We start from the raw sequence: 18,202 nt of genomic DNA, 5'->3' as shown, positions 1-18,202 counted from the left end.
ACGGCTCAGCGCTTGAGCGAAGCCAGCGGCGAATCCGGCGGATACGTCGGCGTGATCGGCTTCGGCGAACCGAGCATCACGCACATCAGCGCGTCTTCTTCGCCAATGTTGATTTCCGTGCGATACACGCCCGGCGGCACCGAGATCAGATCGCGTTCGCCAAGCACGGCTTCCCACGTCTCACCGTCTTTCTCGCAGACCACTTTCATCTTGCCGCGCAGCACGAAGAAAATTTCTTCGACGTCCCGATGAATATGGCTCGGTCCGATATTGCCCGCGGGAATCACCATGGTCGAAAAGGTGAAGCCGCCGGCCGGCACGGTGTTCATGTCTTTAGCGACACCCGTGCCGCCCGTGCCGACATAGCGCATCTGCGCGCGGCGATACTTCGGGTCGTAGTCGGCCTGGAACTTCAGCGCGTCCCAGTCGTAGCGACGCGTTTCCAGTCGCGCGACGCGGCTGTCCAACCATTGTGCAAAGCTCGCGTCCGCGGGCTGGTCCCACGATTTGCGTTCGATATCGGCGTCCGCCATTTCCTTCTCCTTACGATTCGACAAGATCAATTCATCACGAAGCCGCCGTTGACCGGCAACAACTGGCCGGTCACGAAACGCGCGGCATCCGACAACAGGAACAGCACGGGCCCGGTGACGTCGTCGGGCACTTGAGCGCGCGTCAGCGCGCGGCCTTGCAGGTAATACTGATGACGCTCGGCAGGCACGTAAGCCGTCGCCTCGACTTCGGTGAGACCCGGCGCAATCGCGTTGACCGTCACGCCGTGCGCGCCGAATTCGCGCGCAAGCGACCGTGTCATGGAAATCACGGCGCCTTTGCTGGCGACGTACGCGAGCAGCTTCGGCGCGCCCCACATCGCCGTATCGGAAGCAATATTGACGATGCTGCCGCGTCCCGAGTCGCGCAGATACGGCAGCGCGGCGGTGCTCATCAGCCACGTGCCGCGCACGTTGACGTTCATCACGGCGTCCCACGTCTCGACCGACAGTTCGTCGGCGAACTTGCCGCCCGAGTTGGTGATCGCCGCGTTGTTGATGAGGGCGTCGAGACCGCCGAGTTGTGTCGCGGCCTGCTGCGCGAATTGCGCGATGCTGGCGGGATCGGCGAGATCGAGCGGCAGATAGTTCACCGCATGACCTTGTTCGGCGAGCGACGCCGCGAGTGCGCGGCCTTCGTCGTGCAGCACGTCGCCGAACACCACGCGCGCACCGGCTTGCGCCAGCGACTGAACGAACGCCGCGCCGAGACCGCGCGCGCCGCCGGTCACGAGGACGCGCCGGCCTTCGAGTGCGGCGAGTGCCTGGTGAGCGTGGTTATGCATGGCTGTGGCTCGCGTCCGCGGTGACGCTGGCGGCCTGTGCGCGATGCGCGTCGAGTTCGGCGAAATGCTGTTGCGCACGCTGACGCAACATGCGGCGCACGCGCGTCATGCCGACGTCGTGCTGATAAAGGAATTCGTGTTCGCGCGCGTTCGGCGCCATGCTTTCCAGCACGTAGCGGTCTTGTTCGAGCACGGCCCAGTGCAGACCTTCGAGGCGGTTGCGATACATGAAGCGCCACGCGTCGCGCTGCCAGCCTTGCACTTTGCGGGTCCGCCAGAAATACACCTGGCAGTTGTCTTCATCCACGGGCACGGCGAAGCCGATGATTCCGAAGTTGCCGCCGGGGCCGAACTTCTTCTTGTACGGAATCGCGAGGCGCATCCACAGACAACCGGTTTCGCCGAGTTCCACCCAGTCGAAGTTCACGTCGCGCTGACCGACTTTCTCGAACATCAAACCGGTTTCCGTCTTGCGCACGCGCATGTCGGCCTGCTTGTCGCCTTCAGCCATGGAATGCGACGTCGCGTGCAGATAAGCGCCGTGCATCGGGTCCATCACGTTGTCGATCGCGTACTGGTAATTGCACTTCCAGTGCGACATGCACAGGAAGTTCGCGTACTCCTCGCCGACCAGTTCTTCCGGCAGCACGAGCGGCGTCGGTTCTTTATGGGCGTCGTCGCCGAACCACAGGAAGATCGCGCCGGCGTGCTCTTCGACCGGGTACGACTTCACGCACTTCTGACCTTCCAGCGGACAGTTCGACACAGCGGGCACTTTCGTGACTTCGCCGCTGCCGTCGATTTCGATGCCGTGATACCAGCACGCCACGCTCGAACCGAGATTCCAGCCGAGCGACAGACGCGCGCCGCGATGCGGGCAGCGGTCTTCGAGTGCGCGGACTTTGCCTTCCTTGTCGCGCCACAGCACGATCTGGTCGCCGAGCCGCGTGATGCCGACCGGCGCGTCGCCGACCTGCCAGCTCGGCGCCACGGGATACCAGTAGTTACGCAGTCCGCGGTCCAGATAGGACTGGATCGGATCGGCCGCGCCTTGGTTTGTATTGGGGGACGTCATGAAAAGACTCCAGAGACGAAAGCGGTGAGGCGTATTCGGATGAGCGCGACGAGATGCGCTTATTCGGCGAGCAGACGGAATTCGGCAGCGAGGCGGTCGGCGTTCCACGTATTGCCTTCCGGGGTGCGGAAGCCAACGCGGTTGAGTCCGTCGACGACTTCCTGCAACTCCACCGCGCCGGCTTCGAAAACTTTTTCGAGCGCGTCGCCGAAGTCGTTTTCGTATTGGGTCGGCTCGGCCTTACGCGTCTGCCAGATGAAGTTCTCGCTTTCGCCCGGCTTCTCGATCACGCCCTTGCCCGCGACGTTGTTCGGTTGCGGCGCAAGCCAGGGCTTCAGGAAGGGATTGAAGTTGACGATCTGTTCTCGCATGTCATTCCACCTTGATCTGGATTTCTTCACCGGCCAGACGTACCGAGTACATCTTCAGGTCGCGGCCGCCGGGCTCTTTCAGGCATTTGCCGGTCGGGATATGGAACACGGCTTCGTGCAGCGGACATTCGACGGTATCGCCGTCGATAAAGCCCTGCGTCAGCAACGCGTACGCGTGGGGGCAGACGTTTTCCAGCGCGTACAGCGCATCGCCCACCTTGTAGATGCCGATTTCGGTGTCGTCGAGTTTGAACTCGAGCGGGGCGTCATCGGACAGGTCGCCGGCATGGCCGGCGCAGCGCCATTGTTCAGTCATTTCTCGCCTTCTCCTGAAGCTCTATGTTCCATACAAGGAACATCAGTTCGTGTATGGATAATTATAGGAGCGGTGTCGGCGAGAAAAAATAAAAATCTGGTTCGTTAGGGGAAAACACCGAGTGTGGTGTTTGCAGCACAGTGTTGCGCGGCGTGAAGGGAATCGCGCCTACGGCCCGCAAGCCTTACGGTGCTTGGGTTTGACGGCATTGGCCAGACAAATTCGCGGACCCTCATGCGGGTTTGTACGGGGTCCGAAAATTTATTTTGACCACTTCTGAAGTCACTATACTTTTCCATAGGCGATACAGACGCCCATAGGTGGAACATAAAGCAGTGCAGTTTAGGCGCATAAACCCAAAGCTGCATCAACCCCAAAAAGTACGGATCAGGGATGACGGAATCGCGAAAGCGTTCAGTCGTGTGATCAGGAGAACCAACGGTGAAGCACATCATTGCAGCCGGCTTGACGGCAATCTGCGCAACAACGGGCGCATGGGCGCAGAGCAGTGTGACGCTATACGGCAGCCTGGATGCCGGTATCGCGTATATCAGCAATGCAGGTGGCCATTCGAAGTGGATCGAGGAACAGGGCAATATGCAGCCGGACCGCTGGGGCCTGAAAGGCGTCGAAGACCTCGGCGGCGGACTGAAGACTGTGTTCCAGCTGGAAAACGGTTTCTATACGAACACCGGCAGCTTCGCCAAGGCGGGCACCCTGTTCAATCGTCAGGCGTACGTGGGTTTGAGTTCCGACACGATCGGCACCGTCACGCTCGGCCATCAGACGCCGTTCAGCTTCGACGTGCTGGGTCCGTTGAGCACGGCGTATCTGGCGGCTAGCTGGTACGCGTTCCACCCCGGCAATATCGACGAACTCGCCGACACCGGCGTGGTGCCGTTCGACAACTCAGTCAAGTTCCGTTCGGCGAGTTTCAACGGCTTTTCGGTCGGCGCAATGATGGGGCTCGGCAATACCACGAACTTCTCGACCGGCAAGACGCTGAGCTTTGCACTTAGCTATGCGAACGGTCCGTTCAAGGCCGGCGCGACGTATGCGAACGAACACGACCGTACGCCGTCGATCGTGACGACGGGCATCAACACGTTCCAGGGTGTCGCAGCGGCAATCTATACGGCCGCCAAGGTCGAAAACATGGGTGCGGGCGCGTCGTATCAGTTCGGCAAACTGCTGGTGCATGGCCTGTACACCCGCGTGAAGCTGGAGACGACCGGCCATTCGGACACGTACCAGAGCTACGATGTCGGCGCGAATTACCAGTTCACGCCGTTCAACAGCATCGCGGGCGGCGCCGCGACCACGACGATGGCCGGCCATCGCTGGACCCAGTTCGAGATCGGCGATATCTACGCGCTGTCGAAGTCGACGCAGCTGTACGTGAATGCGCTGTATGAGCGTGCCGGTTCGAATACGGATGCCGCGTTCTTCACGGCAGGCGTATCGAGCGGCCGTAACCAGACGATCTTCCTGACCGGCATTCACCACTCGTTCTAAGCGATCGACGCTTCATCGCACTGCAAAAAAAAACGGCCCGGTTGCTCATGCACCGGGCCGTTTTACGCGGACTCGACTCAACGAGGCATCAATTCGCCGACACCGGCTTGCGACGCGCCCGCGCCGCCGTCGGATCATCCGGCCGCGGCCGGTAACTGAGACGCTCGGACAGTTCGAGCGCCGCCTGGCAAACCGACACGATCAGCGGATCGCGCTCATCCGCCTCGCCGATATCGGAGCGCGGAATCGTGACGGTCAGCGCCGCCGCGATCTTGCCGCTCTGATCGCGCACCGGCGCGCTGATGACAGATATGCCGCGCTCGAACGAGGCTTCGCTCAATGCAAAACCGAGCGCCGCGCTTTCGCGTACACGTCCATAGAGTTCTTCGACGGTAGCCGGCGTGCGCTCCGTGAAGCGTTCGAGTTGCGGCTCGGGATACAACTGGCGCAGTTCCTCGAAACTCAGATCGCCCATCAGCACCTGACCATGCACGGTGGCATGAGCCGGCAGTCGCGTGCCGACATGCACCTTGACCGAGCTGAACATCGGCTCGTGAGTCTGCGCCTTGGCGACGAACACGACGTCGCGCTGGTCGCGTATCAGAAGATGCGTGCTGAGCCCGGTCACGTCGCGCAGGCGTTCGAGAATCGGCGTGCCCACGTCGGTCAGTTCGAGCGAACTCAGATACTCGAAACCGAGACGTAGCACCGCGACGCTCAGGCGGAAGTAACGGTCGCCGTTGACGCGCTCCAGAAACCCAAGCGCTTCCAGCGTCTGCAACAGGCGAAAGGTAGTGGTGCGCGGAATGCCGATGCGCTTGGACAACTCCGGCGCGCCCAGAATGGGTTCGCGTGCGCTGAACTCCGCGAGAATCCGCAAGCCGCGCTCGAGACCCGGCACGAGATAAGTCGATCCGCCGGCGCTGTCCTCGTCGGCGGAGTCCGCTGAATCGACGCTGCCCGTTTGAGCCGGCGCTATGTCTTCCTGAGACGCAAGGCTTGCCGCGCCACGCGGCTTTGCGGTCTTGCGTCCTGCTCCTGTCTGCTCTTCTTTTGCCATCTTGGCTGCCGTGTCTGCTGTTCGTCACTGCTGTTCGTGGATACAGAACAGCATGATAGCGCGAAGCTCGCGGCGCTCCGTCATATGGCGTTTGCCGCCTCGACCGGGCGCTGCGCGACGGCATGACGGCGGATAAGAAACCGCGCATTTGGTCGCGGCCTGAGCACTTGCTCGATCGCCGAACTGCCCGCGTCTTGACGTCGCTGATTTGTGTGCGCCGTTGTGTGGTTAACCATGCCTCGCGCATCACCGCTGCCGGCTCATGCGGTGCTATTCTTTGATCCGGTCCGTCGCGCGACATTGCGGTGTCGTGCTGTCGCTTCCACTCGCGTCAGGAGGCCACGCTCATGTCCGATTCCATCCAGGTTCAGGTAGCCGACTCCCATCTTTATCCGGGCTGCTCGGTGCGTATTGCGCAACTGCCTGAACCGGCAGGCGCGGCCGCCGCCATCGTCGAGTTTGCGGACGGCTCCGGCGCACGCGGCACCTGCCATCGTCTCGCCTACGACGAGCTGGAATTGAACGTGGACGGCTACGCCACCCAGAAGCGGCATCCCGTGGATGCCAGACACTGGTTGCTGCTCGCCGTTGACGCGACGCACAATAGCTGGCGAGTGAAGCGCCGTCTTCCCTGAACCGGATGTATCACGCGTCCGGCTTTACTCCACGTTGCACCTACGCTGTGCCCCGTTGCCCGTCAACCGTTGGCGGTCGACGCAATGGCTGTCTGTCACACGCAAGTCACATCACGTCACGTTAAATTTCGTTATTCACGTCAAGCGCGAGAAACTCCATGGACGACAACGACGCCATCCTGCCGCCTAACCCGAACGACGCCCCCGAAGACCCCGACCGCCGCCGTGTCCTGACTGGACTCGCCGCCGTCGGCCTCGGACTCGCGATAAGCGGCTGCAAAACGGACCCGGCTCTGTCGAGCAATGGCGCGCCGCGCAGCGCAGCCGATGTTCGCCTCGACGCGGCGCTGCACGATCAGGTGAAGCAGATCGTCGTGATCTACGCCGAGAACCGCAGCTTCGCGAATCTGTACGGCAACTTCCCGGGCGTGCAGCATCCGCTCGACACGGTGAGCGCCGAGCGTTATCTGCAACTCGACCGCGACGGCCGCACGCCGCTGCCGAATCTGCCGGCCATCTGGGGCGGCCTCGTGCCGCAGGCGCAGGAAGTGGGCGGCAAGCGCTACATGATCGGCGAGAAGGATCTGGCGAAGCTGCGCAACCAGCCGTTCCACATTACCGACGCACACGGCGCGCCGCTGCCGAACGGCGTGATTACGCGCGACCTCGTGCATCGCTTCTATCAGAACCAGATGCAGATCAACGCGGGGCGCAACAACCAGTTCGCCGCGTGGGGCGATTCCGGCGGCCTCGTGATGGGCCATTACCGCAGTTCCGCCGACTCGCTGCGTCTCTGGGGACTCGCCCAGCAATACACGCTTTGCGACAACTTCTTCATGGCGGCATTTGGCGGCTCGTGGCTGAATCACATTTTTCTGATCTCCGCGCAGGCGCCCTTCTACCCGGACATCCACAATAGTCCGGCAAAGAAGATGGCTTCCGTGGTCGAAGGCGACGACCCGACCGGTACGCGCCTGAAAGCCGCGCCCGACTCGCCCGCCTCGGCACTCGACGGGCCGCCGAAGTTCGTCAACGACGGCGCATTCACCGCCGACGGCTACGCCGTCAACACCATGGCGCCGCCTTATCAACCGAGCAACGTGCGGCCGGCCGAAGGCGGCAATCCTGCGTTCGCGGACCTGTCGAATCCGCGTGTGCTGCCGCCGCAAAACTACGCGACCATCGGCGACCGTCTGAGCGACAAGGGCGTGGACTGGGCCTGGTACAGCGGCGCGTGGCAATACGCGCTGGACCATCAGGACACGGGCGCCGTGCCGGACTTCCAGTACCACCATCAACCGTTCAACTATTTCGCCAGCTACGCGCCCGGCTCGGCCGCGCGCCGCCAACATCTGCGCGACGGCGGCACCGGCGACGACGCCTCGACCAACCGTCTGATCGCCGACATCGACGCGGGACGCCTGCCGGCCGTCACCTTCTACAAGCCGCAAGGCGACCTGAATATGCACGCCGGTTACGCGGACGTGGAATCGGGCGACCGGCACATCGCCAATCTGATCGAACACATCCAGCGCGGGCCGCAGTGGGCGAATACCGTGGTGATCGTGACGGTCGACGAAAACGGCGGCTGGTGGGACCCCGTCGCGCCGCCGAAAGGCGACCGCTGGGGTCCGGGCTCGCGCATTCCCGCGCTGGTGATTTCGCCGCTGGCAAAAAAAGGCTACGTCGACCATACGGTGTACGACACCAACTCCATTCTGCGTTTCGTCAGCCGTGTGCATGGCCTCGCGCCGCTGGACGGCGTGGTGGCGCGCGACCGCGCCTTCGCGTCGAACGGACTGGCGCCGTTGGGCGACCTGACCAACACGCTCGATCTCGCCTGAAGCACGGCGTTCAACCGAAACCGTGGCAAAGAAAAGCCGTGCGACGCACGGCTTTTTTCGTGTCGGATCCTCATACCTTTGACTTGCATAACCCGCGTTGCCGCCTAGACTGATAAAGCACGACTTCGCAATTTGTACGGGACTGCCATGCGTCTGACGATCCTCATCAACGGTTCGGATCCCACCGTCAACCACGATTACGCGGTGCTCTGGCTCGACACCGAGCAACGCCGCTGGTCGCGCGAGGCGCATCAGGGAATCGATCTGCCCCCGTGGGGCGAGTTGCACGACGAGGACGGCGTGACCACGCTCTGCGCCCCGAGCAACGACGCGCCGCTCTGCACCTTGCGCGGCCTGCACGTCGACCGCAAACAACGCGTCAGTTCCGCACAGGGCGCGGCCGCGTGGACAGCCGTGCCCACGCGCGCGCCGACCAGCGGTTTCTGGCGTCTTCAGGCTGTCGACCGGCAGGCGGTGCATGCCGAAAACAGCCTGTTCGGCAATTAGCCGCTCGCGCGCTTTGCACCTCGCTGCTCAGCGACGTTTTCCGCCGGCCGCGCGCCGCGGATTCGTCGCGACAACGCGCGTCCGAACACAGCCGAAACGCGCCGCACGCTTAAGCCCGCTTTAAGTTTGCGTGCGTAGAGTAGGAAATCCACGCATTGGGGTCGCCGCAAGGCGGCCCATTTTTTTGCCACGCACGATTTTCGTGCAGCGCAGACACCGCACGAAAACCGCTATACGTCGTGCGCGTTCCGTTATTTTTGCCGCTTCGGCGTCGCTCGATTTGCATGCGCAACGCTATACTCTTGCGCCCTCCTCAATCGACGCTACGACTCATGAAGAAGTGGTTTGCCTCCCTGCTGTTCGCCGTCGCACTGCACGCGAACGCAGCGCCTTCCTGCACCCAGTTCACACCGAATGCGCAATGGCCGGTTCTGAGCAATCAGAAGATGGCGCCGAAAACGCGCCTGCTCTGCTACAGCGATTTCGCCGTGCTGCATTCGGGCATTACGCACGGTCCGTTGTGGTCGGCCGAGCACCTTACGCGCGATCACATCGAGGCCGCCAAAGACATGGTGCGCACGAACAAATTTTTCGAAGATGCGCGTCTGCCCGACGGCGAAGGCGCCACGCTCGCGGACTACAAACGCAGCGGCTTCGATCGCGGTCATATGAGCCCGGCGGGCAATCGCTGGAATCAGGAAGCGATGGCTCAATCGTTTTCGCTCGCCAATATCGTCCCGCAAAATCGCGAGAACAATCAGCGCCTGTGGGCGCGTATCGAAACGTCGGTCCGCAAGATCGCGACCTCGTACGACGACACGTACGTCGTCACCGGTCCGATTTTCAACGGCCAGCAATTGCAGACCATCGGACCGACGCGCGTGTTCGTACCGACGCAGCTGTTCAAGGTGGTCTACGTGCCGTCGCGCCAAATGGCTTTTGCCGTCGTGGTGGACAATGTCTCCACCAACCGCTACGACATCCGGACGATTCACGAACTCGAATCGGCCACGGGCATCCGCTTTCCGGGCATTCCGGAAAACCTCAAGGACCAACGACCGGGAGGACTCAAAGGTGTTTAAACCCTATTCGAACGACGACGACGTGCTCAACATTCAAGGCGACGCGCTTACCGTCAGCAACGGTACGACGCGCGTCGTGGTAGCGGGCACGCTCGAGTTGACTCGGGATCAGCGCGGCCTGAAGGCGGCGCTCGCCCTGAAAGAAGCGATCGACGCCGTGGTCGCCACGCTGCAGGCGCAGTCGAATCTGCCCGCGAAGGTGAAAGACGAGCCGGACGCGAAGCCCGGTGTCGTCGACAATCCGTTCAACTGATCGCGTCCGGTTACCCGGACGCAGACGTTAGGAACCCTTGCCAATCGGATACGCGTACCGCGAAGCCTGTGCGCGTCGTCCGATATATTTCAGCCGTTACGTTTTGTCACCAGAGGAGCGTCAACTGCTGTGTTCCGGGCAACGTTAAACCGGCAGCGCTGAGCAATCTCAGCCGCGATTCGGAAACTAGAAGAATCAACCGGTTTGACCTGGAGTCACATCATGAAGACGCTTGTCGCAGTTCTCGCATCCGCCCTGCTCGTGTCGACCGCATTCGCACAAACGGCCACGCCGGCAAACGCGCAGCCCGCCGGTCAGGCGAACCTCAAGGCGAGCACCGCCGTGCAAACGGGCGCAGCCACCGAGAGCGCGGCCACGACGAAAGCACCGGCCAAAACCGCGAGCAAAGCGCATGTGAAAAAGATTTCCGCCGTCCACACGGCGAAGCCGCATAAAACCACGAAGAAAAGCGCTGTCGAAGCAGGCGCCGGGAAGACCAGCACGGAGAGCGCGAAAGAGGCCAGCAACGCCCCGGCAAAAGCCGACGGCTTGAAAACCGACACGACCAAAACGCAATAACACGTGTCAGGTTGCCGGCGTGTATCGGCCTGGCTCGCGTAGCGAATCGAAGCCTTTATAACGAAGCCGAAACGTGCCGTTCAGGGAGGGCGAGTCTCACGACTCGCCTTTTTTTATGGGCGCCTTTTCTCGAACGATTGCTCGGTTCGTGAAGACGCTGTCGCGCGTGCGCATCATTTTTCCGGCCGTCACGCGAATTTTTGCACCGTGTTTACGCGTGCAGGTCTACTCTGGACACTGTTCCGACCAACCATGGCGTCAACGAACGCCGCGTTACATGGCACTCAAGCAAGCTGTCGATGGTTTCGCCAGTCAGTCGCCCCGCGCACCACGCGCGCAGTCCGTCCATCGCGACAACGTCATTCCGTTTCCCGCCGCACGCGCGCGCCTGCCGGTCACGCTGCCTCATCCATTGCGTGACGCTCCGGGCGCGCAACTCCGAGCGTTGCTGCATTCGCCGCTCGGCGTGTATGTGGCCAGCACGAAGACGGTTCGCGAGGGCATCCGCGTTGAACTCGACATCGCACCCGACGACCTCGACTTCACGCTGCACACCTTGATCGCGACGCTGCCCACTGCGCTCATCGGACCGTTGACGCGCCGCGCCGCCGTGGCAAAGGCAGGCTGACATGTTCTCCGGCATCTGGTTGCCCATCGTCACGCCGCTGCGTCATGGCGAGATCGACGTGGACGCCTTGCAGCGTCTTGCCGAACACTATCTGCGCACGGAGATCAGCGGCTTTGTCGCGTTGAGCACGACGGGCGAAGCGGCCTTGCTTCAGGAAGCCGAACGCCTGACGGTTCTGCAGGCGTTGACCGAAGTGATCGGTTCGCGTCTGCCGATGCTGATTGGCCTTGGCGGTTCGAATACGCATGACGTGGTGCGCGAAATGCATCGCTACGAGCGTTGGGACTGCGCGGGCTATCTGATCTCGCCGCCTTCGTACGTCTGCCCGGATCAGGCCGGCGTGCAATGGCATTTCGAGCAGACCGCACGCGCCACCGAGCGGCCGATCGTTCTGTACGACGTGCCGCATCGCACCGGTGTGACGATCGCGCCGGCCACGGTGGCACGCTTGCTGGAACACGGCAATATCGTCGCGATCAAGGAATGCGTGAAAGAGCATTTCGAGGCACTGCGCGCGTTGCCGATCAACGTGCTGTGCGGCACCGACGACGCCTTCGACGACTGCCTGAACAGCGGCGGCGCGGGCGGCATTCTGGCAAGCGCGCATGTCTGCGCGGATCTTCTGGTCGCCGTACAGGAGTTGATTCACGCGCGGCGCGAAGCCGACGCGCGCAGCCTGTTCGCCAGCTTGCTACCGGTGTTGCGACTGTTATTCGCGGCGCCGAATCCGTCCGCCATCAAGGCCATGCTTGCCTTCGATCACGCCATCACGGACGAAACACGCATGCCCATCACACGCGCGTCGGCGCAACTCGTCGAGCGACTCGGCACGGCGCGCGATCGCCTGCAGGATCTGCGCGCGGAGTTCGCGAGCGTCGGCACCTGAGCCGTGCGCGCTACTGCGACGATCGTCAAACCGTTGGCGGACTCAACTCCGCCAGCGTTGCGAGTTTTTGCGGGTCGGCGATTTCTATTTCGGCGTAGCGCAGCTTGAGCGCGCCCTGTGTCTCGAACTGCTTCAGCACCTGATTGATGGTTTGCCGCGACAAGGCCAGCATCATCGCGAGATCTTCCTGCGGCACCCTGAGTATGTGTCGCGGTGCACCCGCTTCGCCGTAACCGCCCGCCATCAACAGCAACCTGCGCGCGACGCGTTGCGCGGCGGGAAGCAAGGCGGCTTCTTCGATGGCGTCGAAGGCGAGGCGCAGTTTCTGCGTCAGCAGCAAACCGAACGCGTGCCAGTACGCCGGCGTGCGTTCGAGCAGTGCGGCGAGCGCGGCGCGCGGCACATGAAACAGCGCGCAATCGCGTTCGGCATAGGCGTCGTGGGTTCGCGGGCGGTTGTCGAACAGCGCAATTTCGCCGAACCAGTTCACCGGCTCGATCACGGCGAGCAACGCTTCCTTGCCGCCCGAACTCGCCGCGCCGATTCTCACGAGGCCGTCGAGCACGCAATAGAGGCCATCGTCGGAATCGCCGCGCGTGAACAGCCGCTCGCCGGCAGTCAAACGCTCCACGCGGCCGGCCTCGATCAGTTCGGCCCGCATGGCAGCAGGCGCCGAGCGAAACCACGCGCTGCGTTCAAGCAGTGCCGCCAGCGCGTCCGGTGAAAAACTCGCAGTCATAGAACGGCTTCCGTGCCCAATTGTCGGCTACCCGATGGTTTCAAATTCCGTTGCCCGCGATTATGCTGACTTCGAAAGAGGAGCGGCATCCATGAGAACGCTGACGGAACAGCTTACGCAATACGCGGCTTACCATCGTGACCGGCGCAATATCGCCACGCATTTCGTCGGCATTCCGATGATCGTGCTGGCGCTCGCCGTGCTGCTGAGCCGGCCCGCTTTCGTAGCCGGCAGCGTGCCGTTCGCGCTGTCGCCCGCGTGGGTGCTGTTCGTTGCGGCCACGCTCTATTACCTCGTGCTGGACGTCCCGCTCGGCCTCATGATGGCGGTGGTCTCGGTGGTATGCGTCGCGTGTGGACAATGGCTCGCGGCGCAATCCACGCTCGTGTGGCTGACCAGCGGCATCGGCCTGTTCCTGATCGGCTGGGTGTTCCAGTTCGTCGGCCACGTGGCGTACGAACATCGCAAGCCGGCTTTCGTCGACGATCTGATCGGCCTGCTGATCGGTCCGCTGTTCGTACTCGCCGAAGCGCTGTTCGGTTTTGGCTGGCGGCCTGCATTGCGCGAGGCGATCGAAGCACGCGTCGGCGCGACACGCATCAACGCGGATCGTACGGCCGCGCATCGCTGATTCACGCGTGCGAGACGCGCTGATGAACATCAGCGCGCTCAGCGCGGCGCCAGACGAACCAGCCGCACGCTGTGCAATGCCGTCAACGCCACGGCGATCCAGATCGGAATATAAGTGGCCAGTTGCGCGGCGCTCAAAGTCTCGCCGAGCAGGGTGACGGACACGATCACGAGCAACACCGGCTCCACGTAACCGAGAATGCCGAACAGGGCGATCGGCAGTAGACGGCTCGCCTTCAGGTACGACGCGAGCGCGATGGTGCTCAAGGCGCCGAGCCCCGGCAGCAGCAGACACCACATATCGACCCGGCCGCCGATTGCCGCCAGCGACCCGCCGCTGACGACGATGCCGACAGCGGGCAACAGCAGCAGCGTCATTTCGACCGTGAACATGGCAAGCGAATCGCGATTGATCTTGCGGCGCAACACGAAATATGGCGGGTAGCCGAGCGCCACCAGCACGGTCGGCCAGGAAAACGCGCCCGTCACCCACAGTTCGTGCGCGACGCCGAGCGCGGCGCAGACCACCGCCAGCCACTGCAGTCCATCGAGCCGCTCGTGGTAGTAGAAGCGTCCGACCAGCACCATGACGAGCGGCAACAGAAAATAGCCGAGCGACACGTCCAGCATGCGCCCATGCAGCGGCGCCCATAGAAAGACCCACAGTTGCGCGCCGAGCAGCGTCGCGCTGACCACCATCGCGGCCGCGAGCTTGGGTTCGGTCACCATTCGGTCAACAAGTTGCCGCAGAATCGGCAGACGTTTGCGCAATACGATCAGCACGAGCGCGCCAGGCACGGTCCAGATGACGCGCCACGCGAAGATGTCGAGACCGCTCAGCGGCGCGAGCAGTTTGGCGTAGACGGACAGCAGGGCAAACAGAGCCGACGCGCTCACCGACAGCGCGATCCCGCGCTTCGGGTCATACTGGATCATCGTTCGACCCGTCGGTGTTCGGTGTGTGCAGCGCAACATCGCGCGGCGCGTTTTGCTGGGAGCCTTGAATGGCAGTCATTGAATGGATGTCTCACGGGCAGGCGCATCGAGGCGACGCGCTGCAAGTTGTAATCGGTTTCCGACGCAAGCCGGCATTCTAGACGGCTTATTCATCCGGCAGGTTCGGCGGGACGGCAAACCTACGGCATTTATCCCGTGCGCATCGCGCGTGGATGCACTAGAACATAACTTCACGCGTCGGCCGCTAACGGCGCTTATTCGGCACTTATTCTTCTCGCGCGCCGCCGGCGCGGATCGATCGTCGGACATCGCGCGCTGGAGTCAAGCGCGAATCTTGCTACACCGTGTCGTAACGTCGCTTGCATGGCGTTTGCGCTGAAGCTCGCAGCGCCCTTGAATTTTCACCGTCGTCTCGTCTGCCGCCTCAACGATGCTTCGCGGCAGGAGAGCCATCCACTCGCCGGCCAACACTGCCGCCGCATGCCCAACGCGCTGCGCATGCCGCTTTCCCGGCCAGCAATCTCGCTCAACGAATGTGACTACTGGAGCCAGCATGACCCAGCCAGCCCTATCGCATGACGCCTCGCCCGATCAGTTCCGCGCCACCTTTGCCGCCGACGTCCGCGCCGGCTTGACGCACACGCCCCAGAAGGAATTGCCGTCGAAGTATCTGTATGACGAAGTCGGTTCCGCGCTGTTTGAAGTGATCACCGTGCTGCCCGAATACGGCGTGACGCGCGCCGAAGAACGTCTGCTCGCGAAGCACGCAGCGGATATCGTCGCGCACCTGCCGCACGACGTGACGGTGGCCGAACTGGGCAGCGGCAGCGGCCGCAAGACACGGCGTATTCTCGAAGCGCTGTGTAAAAAGCGCCCCACTTCTTACTGCCCGATTGAAATTTCGCGCAGCGCATTGCAGTTGTGCCGTCGTGAACTGGGCGACATCGAACGCATTTCGATTGTCGGCTACGAGCGCGATTATCTGGCCGGTCTCGCGGAAGTCAGTAAAAACCGCGCGGCCGACGAACGTCTGCTCGTGCTGTTTCTGGGCAGCACGATCGGCAATTTCGGACGGCTCGCGGCGACGCGTTTCCTGCGCGATATCCGCAACATGATTGCACCGGGCGACGCGCTGTTGCTCGGCACCGACCTGATCAAACCGACGCAGACGCTGATCGCCGCCTACGACGACGCGATCGGGGTGACGGCCTCGTTCAACCTGAATCTGCTGGCGCGCATCAATCGCGAACTGGACGGCGATTTTCCGCTCGACGCGTTTCAGCACGTCGCGCGTTTCAATCCGGACGCGCGCAGTATCGAAATGCACTTGAGGGCGACTCGCAACATCACGGCGCGCGTGGGCGCATCGCAACTCACGGTGACGCTGAAAGAAGGCGAAACGATCTGGACCGAGAGCAGCCACAAATATCGCGCGGAAGAAATGACGGCGATTGCCGACGACGCCGGCTTCGCCTGCAGCCATCAGTGGATCGAGGACGAATGGGGCTTCGCGGAGAGTCTGCTGGTGGCGCGCTAGGCGCTTTGCAGTGAAGCTTTAGAAGCAGACAGGCGACGCGCCATCATCGCGATGGGGCGTCGTTTTTATTGCGCGCGCTGCGCTCAATGCTGTTCGAAACGTTCGTAACGCTTTTCCGTGGCGCGCTCTTCGCCCGCCACCTCGGTCACGCGCGCCGCCGGCGGCCCGTGACGCAGCCACGACAGCATGCGATCGACCTGATTGGCCGAACCTTGCAAGATAGCTTCGACGGAGCCGTCGTCGAGATTCGCCACCCATCCCTTGATGCCGAGCGCGTGAGCCTGACGCACGGTGGCGTGGCGGAAGCCAACGCCCTGCACGGTGCCGCGCACCCGCACGTAATACGTTTCGATCCGCTGATCCAGATCCGGGGACATGCCTTTCTCCTACCAAACTTTCAAGCGGGCATTCTAGACGCGTCGCGGCGAGATTGCTCGGGACACATCGCGACACGCGACGCGCGCGCCACGTACAATCCGTCGACTCTCACGCAAAGAATGAATTCAGAATGATCGAACAGAATCGCGATCTGATACTCGTGACCGGCGCTTCCGGCTTCGTCGGCTCGTCGGTGGCGCGCATCGCGCAGCAAAAAGGCTTCAAGGTTCGCGTGCTGGTGCGGGCCACCAGTCCGCGTCGCAACGTCGAGTCGCTGGACGCGGAAATCGTCGTGGGCGACATGCGCGACGAAGCGTCGATGCGCAACGCGCTGCGCGGCGTGCGCTATCTGCTGCACGTCGCCGCCGACTATCGGCTGTGGGCGCCCGATCCGGGCGAAATCGAACGCGCCAATCTCGAAGGCACCGAAGCCACCATGCGTGCAGCGCTGAAAGAAGGCGTCGAGCGCATCGTCTACACGAGCAGCGTGGCCACGCTGAAGGTGACCAGTTCCGGCCAGTCGGCGGACGAAACCTCGCCGCTCAAAGCCGATCAGGCGATCGGCGTGTACAAGCGCAGCAAGGTGCTCGCGGAACGCGCCGTGGAACGCATGATCGCCGAAGACGGACTGCCCGCGGTGATCGTCAATCCGTCCACGCCAATCGGTCCGCGCGACGTCAAACCGACGCCGACCGGACGCATCATCGTCGAAGCGGCGCTTGGCAAGATGCCCGCTTTCGTCGACACGGGCCTGAATCTCGTTCACGTGGACGACGTGGCCGCCGGCCACTTTCTCGCGCTCGAACGCGGCAAGATCGGCGAACGCTATATTCTCGGCGGCGAGAATCTGCCCTTGCAGCAAATGCTCGCGGACATTGCGGCGCTGAGCGGCCGCAAAGCTCCGACCATCAGCCTGCCGCGCTGGCCGCTTTATCCGCTCGCGTGGGGCGCCGAGGGTGTCGCCAAATTCACGAAGCGCGAACCGTTCCTCACTGCCGACGCGCTGAAAATGTCGAAGAACAAGATGTATTTCACCTCGGCCAAAGCGGAGCGTGAGCTCGGCTATCGCGCGCGGCCGTATCGCGAGGGTCTGAAAGACGCGCTCGACTGGTTCCGCGAAGCCGGCTATCTGGCGCGCTGAGCACGCCCTGAAAATGGCGGCCGCGCCGGGCGATTCCGCGCGGTCCGCATGCACTTTGTTACAACGTCGCTTTGTTTGCCGAAGGTCAAAGCCTACGCGCAGCAGGTAAAATCGCGAGTCTTACCAGAGAACCTTCGCATGAACCTTCACGAACAGCTCGGCGCGCTGGAAATGGGCGTCGATCAGCTCATTCAGGCTGTCGTGCCCCCGCAGGCCGAAAAAACTCCCGAGGCATCCGCACCCGCCGTTGCGTCGCACGACGCGCCGGTTGAAGCCGCCGCATCCGCTGCCACGCCCGCAGACGTGGCGGACGTTGCCGACGCTGCCGAGGCGGCCGAGCCACCCGCGGCCCCGACTCCGCCCACGCTCGAAATCAATCGTCCGGCGCAGAACGAAATCACAATGACGATCAACGGTCAGACGGTCGCGTTGCGCGCCGAACAGATCGGCCAGTTGATCGAAGAACTGTCGAATGCGCGGGCGTCCATGACGCCGGAGCCGCCGCCGGGAATTCCGCCGGGCTGGCGCTTCGTGTCGACGAAAAACCCGGTCATGGCCGTGCAAAAACAGTCGAACGGCGACCGTCTGCTGGTCATGCGTCATACGGGGCACGGCTGGGTGCCTTTCACGTTTTCGCCTGACATGGTGATCCAGCTCTACATGATGCTCACCAAGGGCTGATGTAAAAAACGGCGCCTTCGGGCGCCGTTTTGCTTTTCTCTTAACACGTCAC

At 62.7% G+C, this 18,202-nt stretch carries 22 protein-coding genes; 13 read left to right on the top strand and 9 right to left on the bottom strand.

The genetic code is table 11. The annotated features are described in order from the left end of the window. Positions 1-5: 5 nt before the first annotated feature. Genes P3T18_RS29575 through P3T18_RS29555 form a run of 5 tightly spaced genes read right to left on the bottom strand, consistent with a single transcriptional unit; the run spans position 6 to position 3,098 of the window. The gene (locus tag P3T18_RS29575; RefSeq protein WP_429303754.1) at positions 6-533 is read right to left on the bottom strand and encodes a cupin domain-containing protein; all 528 of its coding nucleotides are present in this window, start codon (positions 531-533) and stop codon (positions 6-8) included. Positions 534-559: 26 nt separating this feature from the next. Then, a complete protein-coding gene (locus P3T18_RS29570; protein ID WP_429303501.1) occupies positions 560-1,336 on the bottom strand; it encodes an SDR family oxidoreductase in 777 nt (258 codons plus the stop codon). Beyond that, the gene (locus tag P3T18_RS29565; protein WP_429303500.1) at positions 1,329-2,411 is read right to left on the bottom strand and encodes a Rieske 2Fe-2S domain-containing protein; all 1,083 of its coding nucleotides are present in this window, start codon (positions 2,409-2,411) and stop codon (positions 1,329-1,331) included. The genes P3T18_RS29570 and P3T18_RS29565 overlap by 8 nt, the downstream gene beginning before the upstream one ends. A gap of 59 nt (positions 2,412-2,470) precedes the next feature. Continuing rightward, on the bottom strand, positions 2,471-2,782 hold the full coding sequence (locus P3T18_RS29560; RefSeq protein WP_429303499.1) for a recombinase-like helix-turn-helix domain-containing protein: 312 nt from the start codon (positions 2,780-2,782) through the stop codon (positions 2,471-2,473). A 1-nt stretch (position 2,783) separates the two neighbouring features. Next, complete coding sequence (locus tag P3T18_RS29555; protein ID WP_429303498.1) at positions 2,784-3,098, bottom strand: non-heme iron oxygenase ferredoxin subunit; 315 nt, start codon at positions 3,096-3,098, stop codon at positions 2,784-2,786. A gap of 441 nt (positions 3,099-3,539) precedes the next feature. Here P3T18_RS29555 and P3T18_RS29550 point away from each other — a divergent pair, with 441 nt between their 5' ends. Further along, on the top strand, positions 3,540-4,613 hold the full coding sequence (locus tag P3T18_RS29550) for a porin (protein ID WP_429303497.1): 1,074 nt from the start codon (positions 3,540-3,542) through the stop codon (positions 4,611-4,613). A gap of 88 nt (positions 4,614-4,701) precedes the next feature. On the opposite strand, the gene P3T18_RS29545 is transcribed toward P3T18_RS29550, so the two are convergent. Continuing rightward, positions 4,702-5,673 (bottom strand): IclR family transcriptional regulator, encoded by a 972-nt coding sequence (locus P3T18_RS29545; RefSeq protein WP_429303496.1) that lies wholly within the window; start codon positions 5,671-5,673, stop codon positions 4,702-4,704. 347 nt (positions 5,674-6,020) lie between these two features. Between P3T18_RS29545 and P3T18_RS29540 the strand changes: the two genes are divergently transcribed. From P3T18_RS29540 to P3T18_RS29505, 8 genes are all read left to right on the top strand, one after another. Next, the gene (locus tag P3T18_RS29540; RefSeq protein ID WP_429303495.1) at positions 6,021-6,308 is read left to right on the top strand and encodes a hypothetical protein; all 288 of its coding nucleotides are present in this window, start codon (positions 6,021-6,023) and stop codon (positions 6,306-6,308) included. A 158-nt stretch (positions 6,309-6,466) separates the two neighbouring features. Beyond that, positions 6,467-8,152: an acid phosphatase gene (locus tag P3T18_RS29535; RefSeq protein ID WP_429303494.1), complete on the top strand. Its 1,686-nt coding sequence runs from the start codon at positions 6,467-6,469 to the stop codon at positions 8,150-8,152. Positions 8,153-8,299: 147 nt separating this feature from the next. Further along, positions 8,300-8,659, top strand: coding sequence for a DUF3564 domain-containing protein (locus P3T18_RS29530; protein WP_429303493.1), 360 nt, complete (start codon positions 8,300-8,302; stop codon positions 8,657-8,659). A gap of 332 nt (positions 8,660-8,991) precedes the next feature. Then, positions 8,992-9,741 (top strand): DNA/RNA non-specific endonuclease, encoded by a 750-nt coding sequence (locus P3T18_RS29525; protein ID WP_429303492.1) that lies wholly within the window; start codon positions 8,992-8,994, stop codon positions 9,739-9,741. Beyond that, positions 9,734-9,994, top strand: coding sequence for a hypothetical protein (locus P3T18_RS29520; protein WP_429303491.1), 261 nt, complete (start codon positions 9,734-9,736; stop codon positions 9,992-9,994). The genes P3T18_RS29525 and P3T18_RS29520 overlap by 8 nt, the downstream gene beginning before the upstream one ends. A 222-nt stretch (positions 9,995-10,216) precedes the next feature. After that, a complete protein-coding gene (locus P3T18_RS29515) occupies positions 10,217-10,573 on the top strand; it encodes a hypothetical protein (RefSeq protein WP_429303490.1) in 357 nt (118 codons plus the stop codon). Between the two features lie 277 nt (positions 10,574-10,850). After that, on the top strand, positions 10,851-11,201 hold the full coding sequence (locus tag P3T18_RS29510) for a hypothetical protein (RefSeq protein ID WP_429303489.1): 351 nt from the start codon (positions 10,851-10,853) through the stop codon (positions 11,199-11,201). Position 11,202: 1 nt separating this feature from the next. Beyond that, positions 11,203-12,087, top strand: a complete 885-nt coding sequence (locus tag P3T18_RS29505; RefSeq protein ID WP_429303488.1) for a 4-hydroxy-tetrahydrodipicolinate synthase family protein — start codon at positions 11,203-11,205, stop codon at positions 12,085-12,087. Positions 12,088-12,112: 25 nt separating this feature from the next. On the opposite strand, the gene P3T18_RS29500 is transcribed toward P3T18_RS29505, so the two are convergent. Next, positions 12,113-12,826 carry a Crp/Fnr family transcriptional regulator gene (locus tag P3T18_RS29500; protein WP_429303487.1) on the bottom strand — a complete coding sequence of 238 codons (714 nt, stop codon included), beginning with the start codon at positions 12,824-12,826 and terminating at the stop codon, positions 12,113-12,115. Between the two features lie 91 nt (positions 12,827-12,917). Between P3T18_RS29500 and P3T18_RS29495 the strand changes: the two genes are divergently transcribed. Continuing rightward, positions 12,918-13,457: a DUF962 domain-containing protein gene (locus P3T18_RS29495; RefSeq protein WP_429303486.1), complete on the top strand. Its 540-nt coding sequence runs from the start codon at positions 12,918-12,920 to the stop codon at positions 13,455-13,457. Between the two features lie 38 nt (positions 13,458-13,495). Here P3T18_RS29495 and rarD read toward each other — a convergent pair whose 3' ends face one another. Then, the gene (gene rarD, locus P3T18_RS29490) at positions 13,496-14,392 is read right to left on the bottom strand and encodes an EamA family transporter RarD (protein ID WP_429303485.1); all 897 of its coding nucleotides are present in this window, start codon (positions 14,390-14,392) and stop codon (positions 13,496-13,498) included. A 574-nt stretch (positions 14,393-14,966) separates the two neighbouring features. Between rarD and egtD the strand changes: the two genes are divergently transcribed. Further along, entirely contained in the window at positions 14,967-15,950 is a 984-nt protein-coding gene (gene egtD / locus P3T18_RS29485; protein WP_429303484.1) for an L-histidine N(alpha)-methyltransferase, read from the top strand. A gap of 83 nt (positions 15,951-16,033) precedes the next feature. Here egtD and P3T18_RS29480 read toward each other — a convergent pair whose 3' ends face one another. Next, positions 16,034-16,327 carry an acylphosphatase gene (locus tag P3T18_RS29480; protein ID WP_429303483.1) on the bottom strand — a complete coding sequence of 98 codons (294 nt, stop codon included), beginning with the start codon at positions 16,325-16,327 and terminating at the stop codon, positions 16,034-16,036. A 131-nt stretch (positions 16,328-16,458) separates the two neighbouring features. On the opposite strand from P3T18_RS29480, the gene hpnA reads away from it, so the two are divergent. Beyond that, on the top strand, positions 16,459-17,469 hold the full coding sequence (gene hpnA / locus P3T18_RS29475) for a hopanoid-associated sugar epimerase (RefSeq protein WP_429303482.1): 1,011 nt from the start codon (positions 16,459-16,461) through the stop codon (positions 17,467-17,469). Between the two features lie 138 nt (positions 17,470-17,607). Continuing rightward, positions 17,608-18,150, top strand: a complete 543-nt coding sequence (locus P3T18_RS29470) for a hypothetical protein (protein ID WP_429303481.1) — start codon at positions 17,608-17,610, stop codon at positions 18,148-18,150. Positions 18,151-18,202: the final 52 nt, after the last annotated feature.

It is taken from the genome of Paraburkholderia sp. GAS199, assembly GCF_050436585.1.
In the GTDB taxonomy this organism is placed as follows: Bacteria; Pseudomonadota; Gammaproteobacteria; order Burkholderiales; family Burkholderiaceae; genus Paraburkholderia.
Note: the sequence above shows the minus strand (reverse complement) of the source record. Positions and strands in the feature narration are given on the sequence as shown.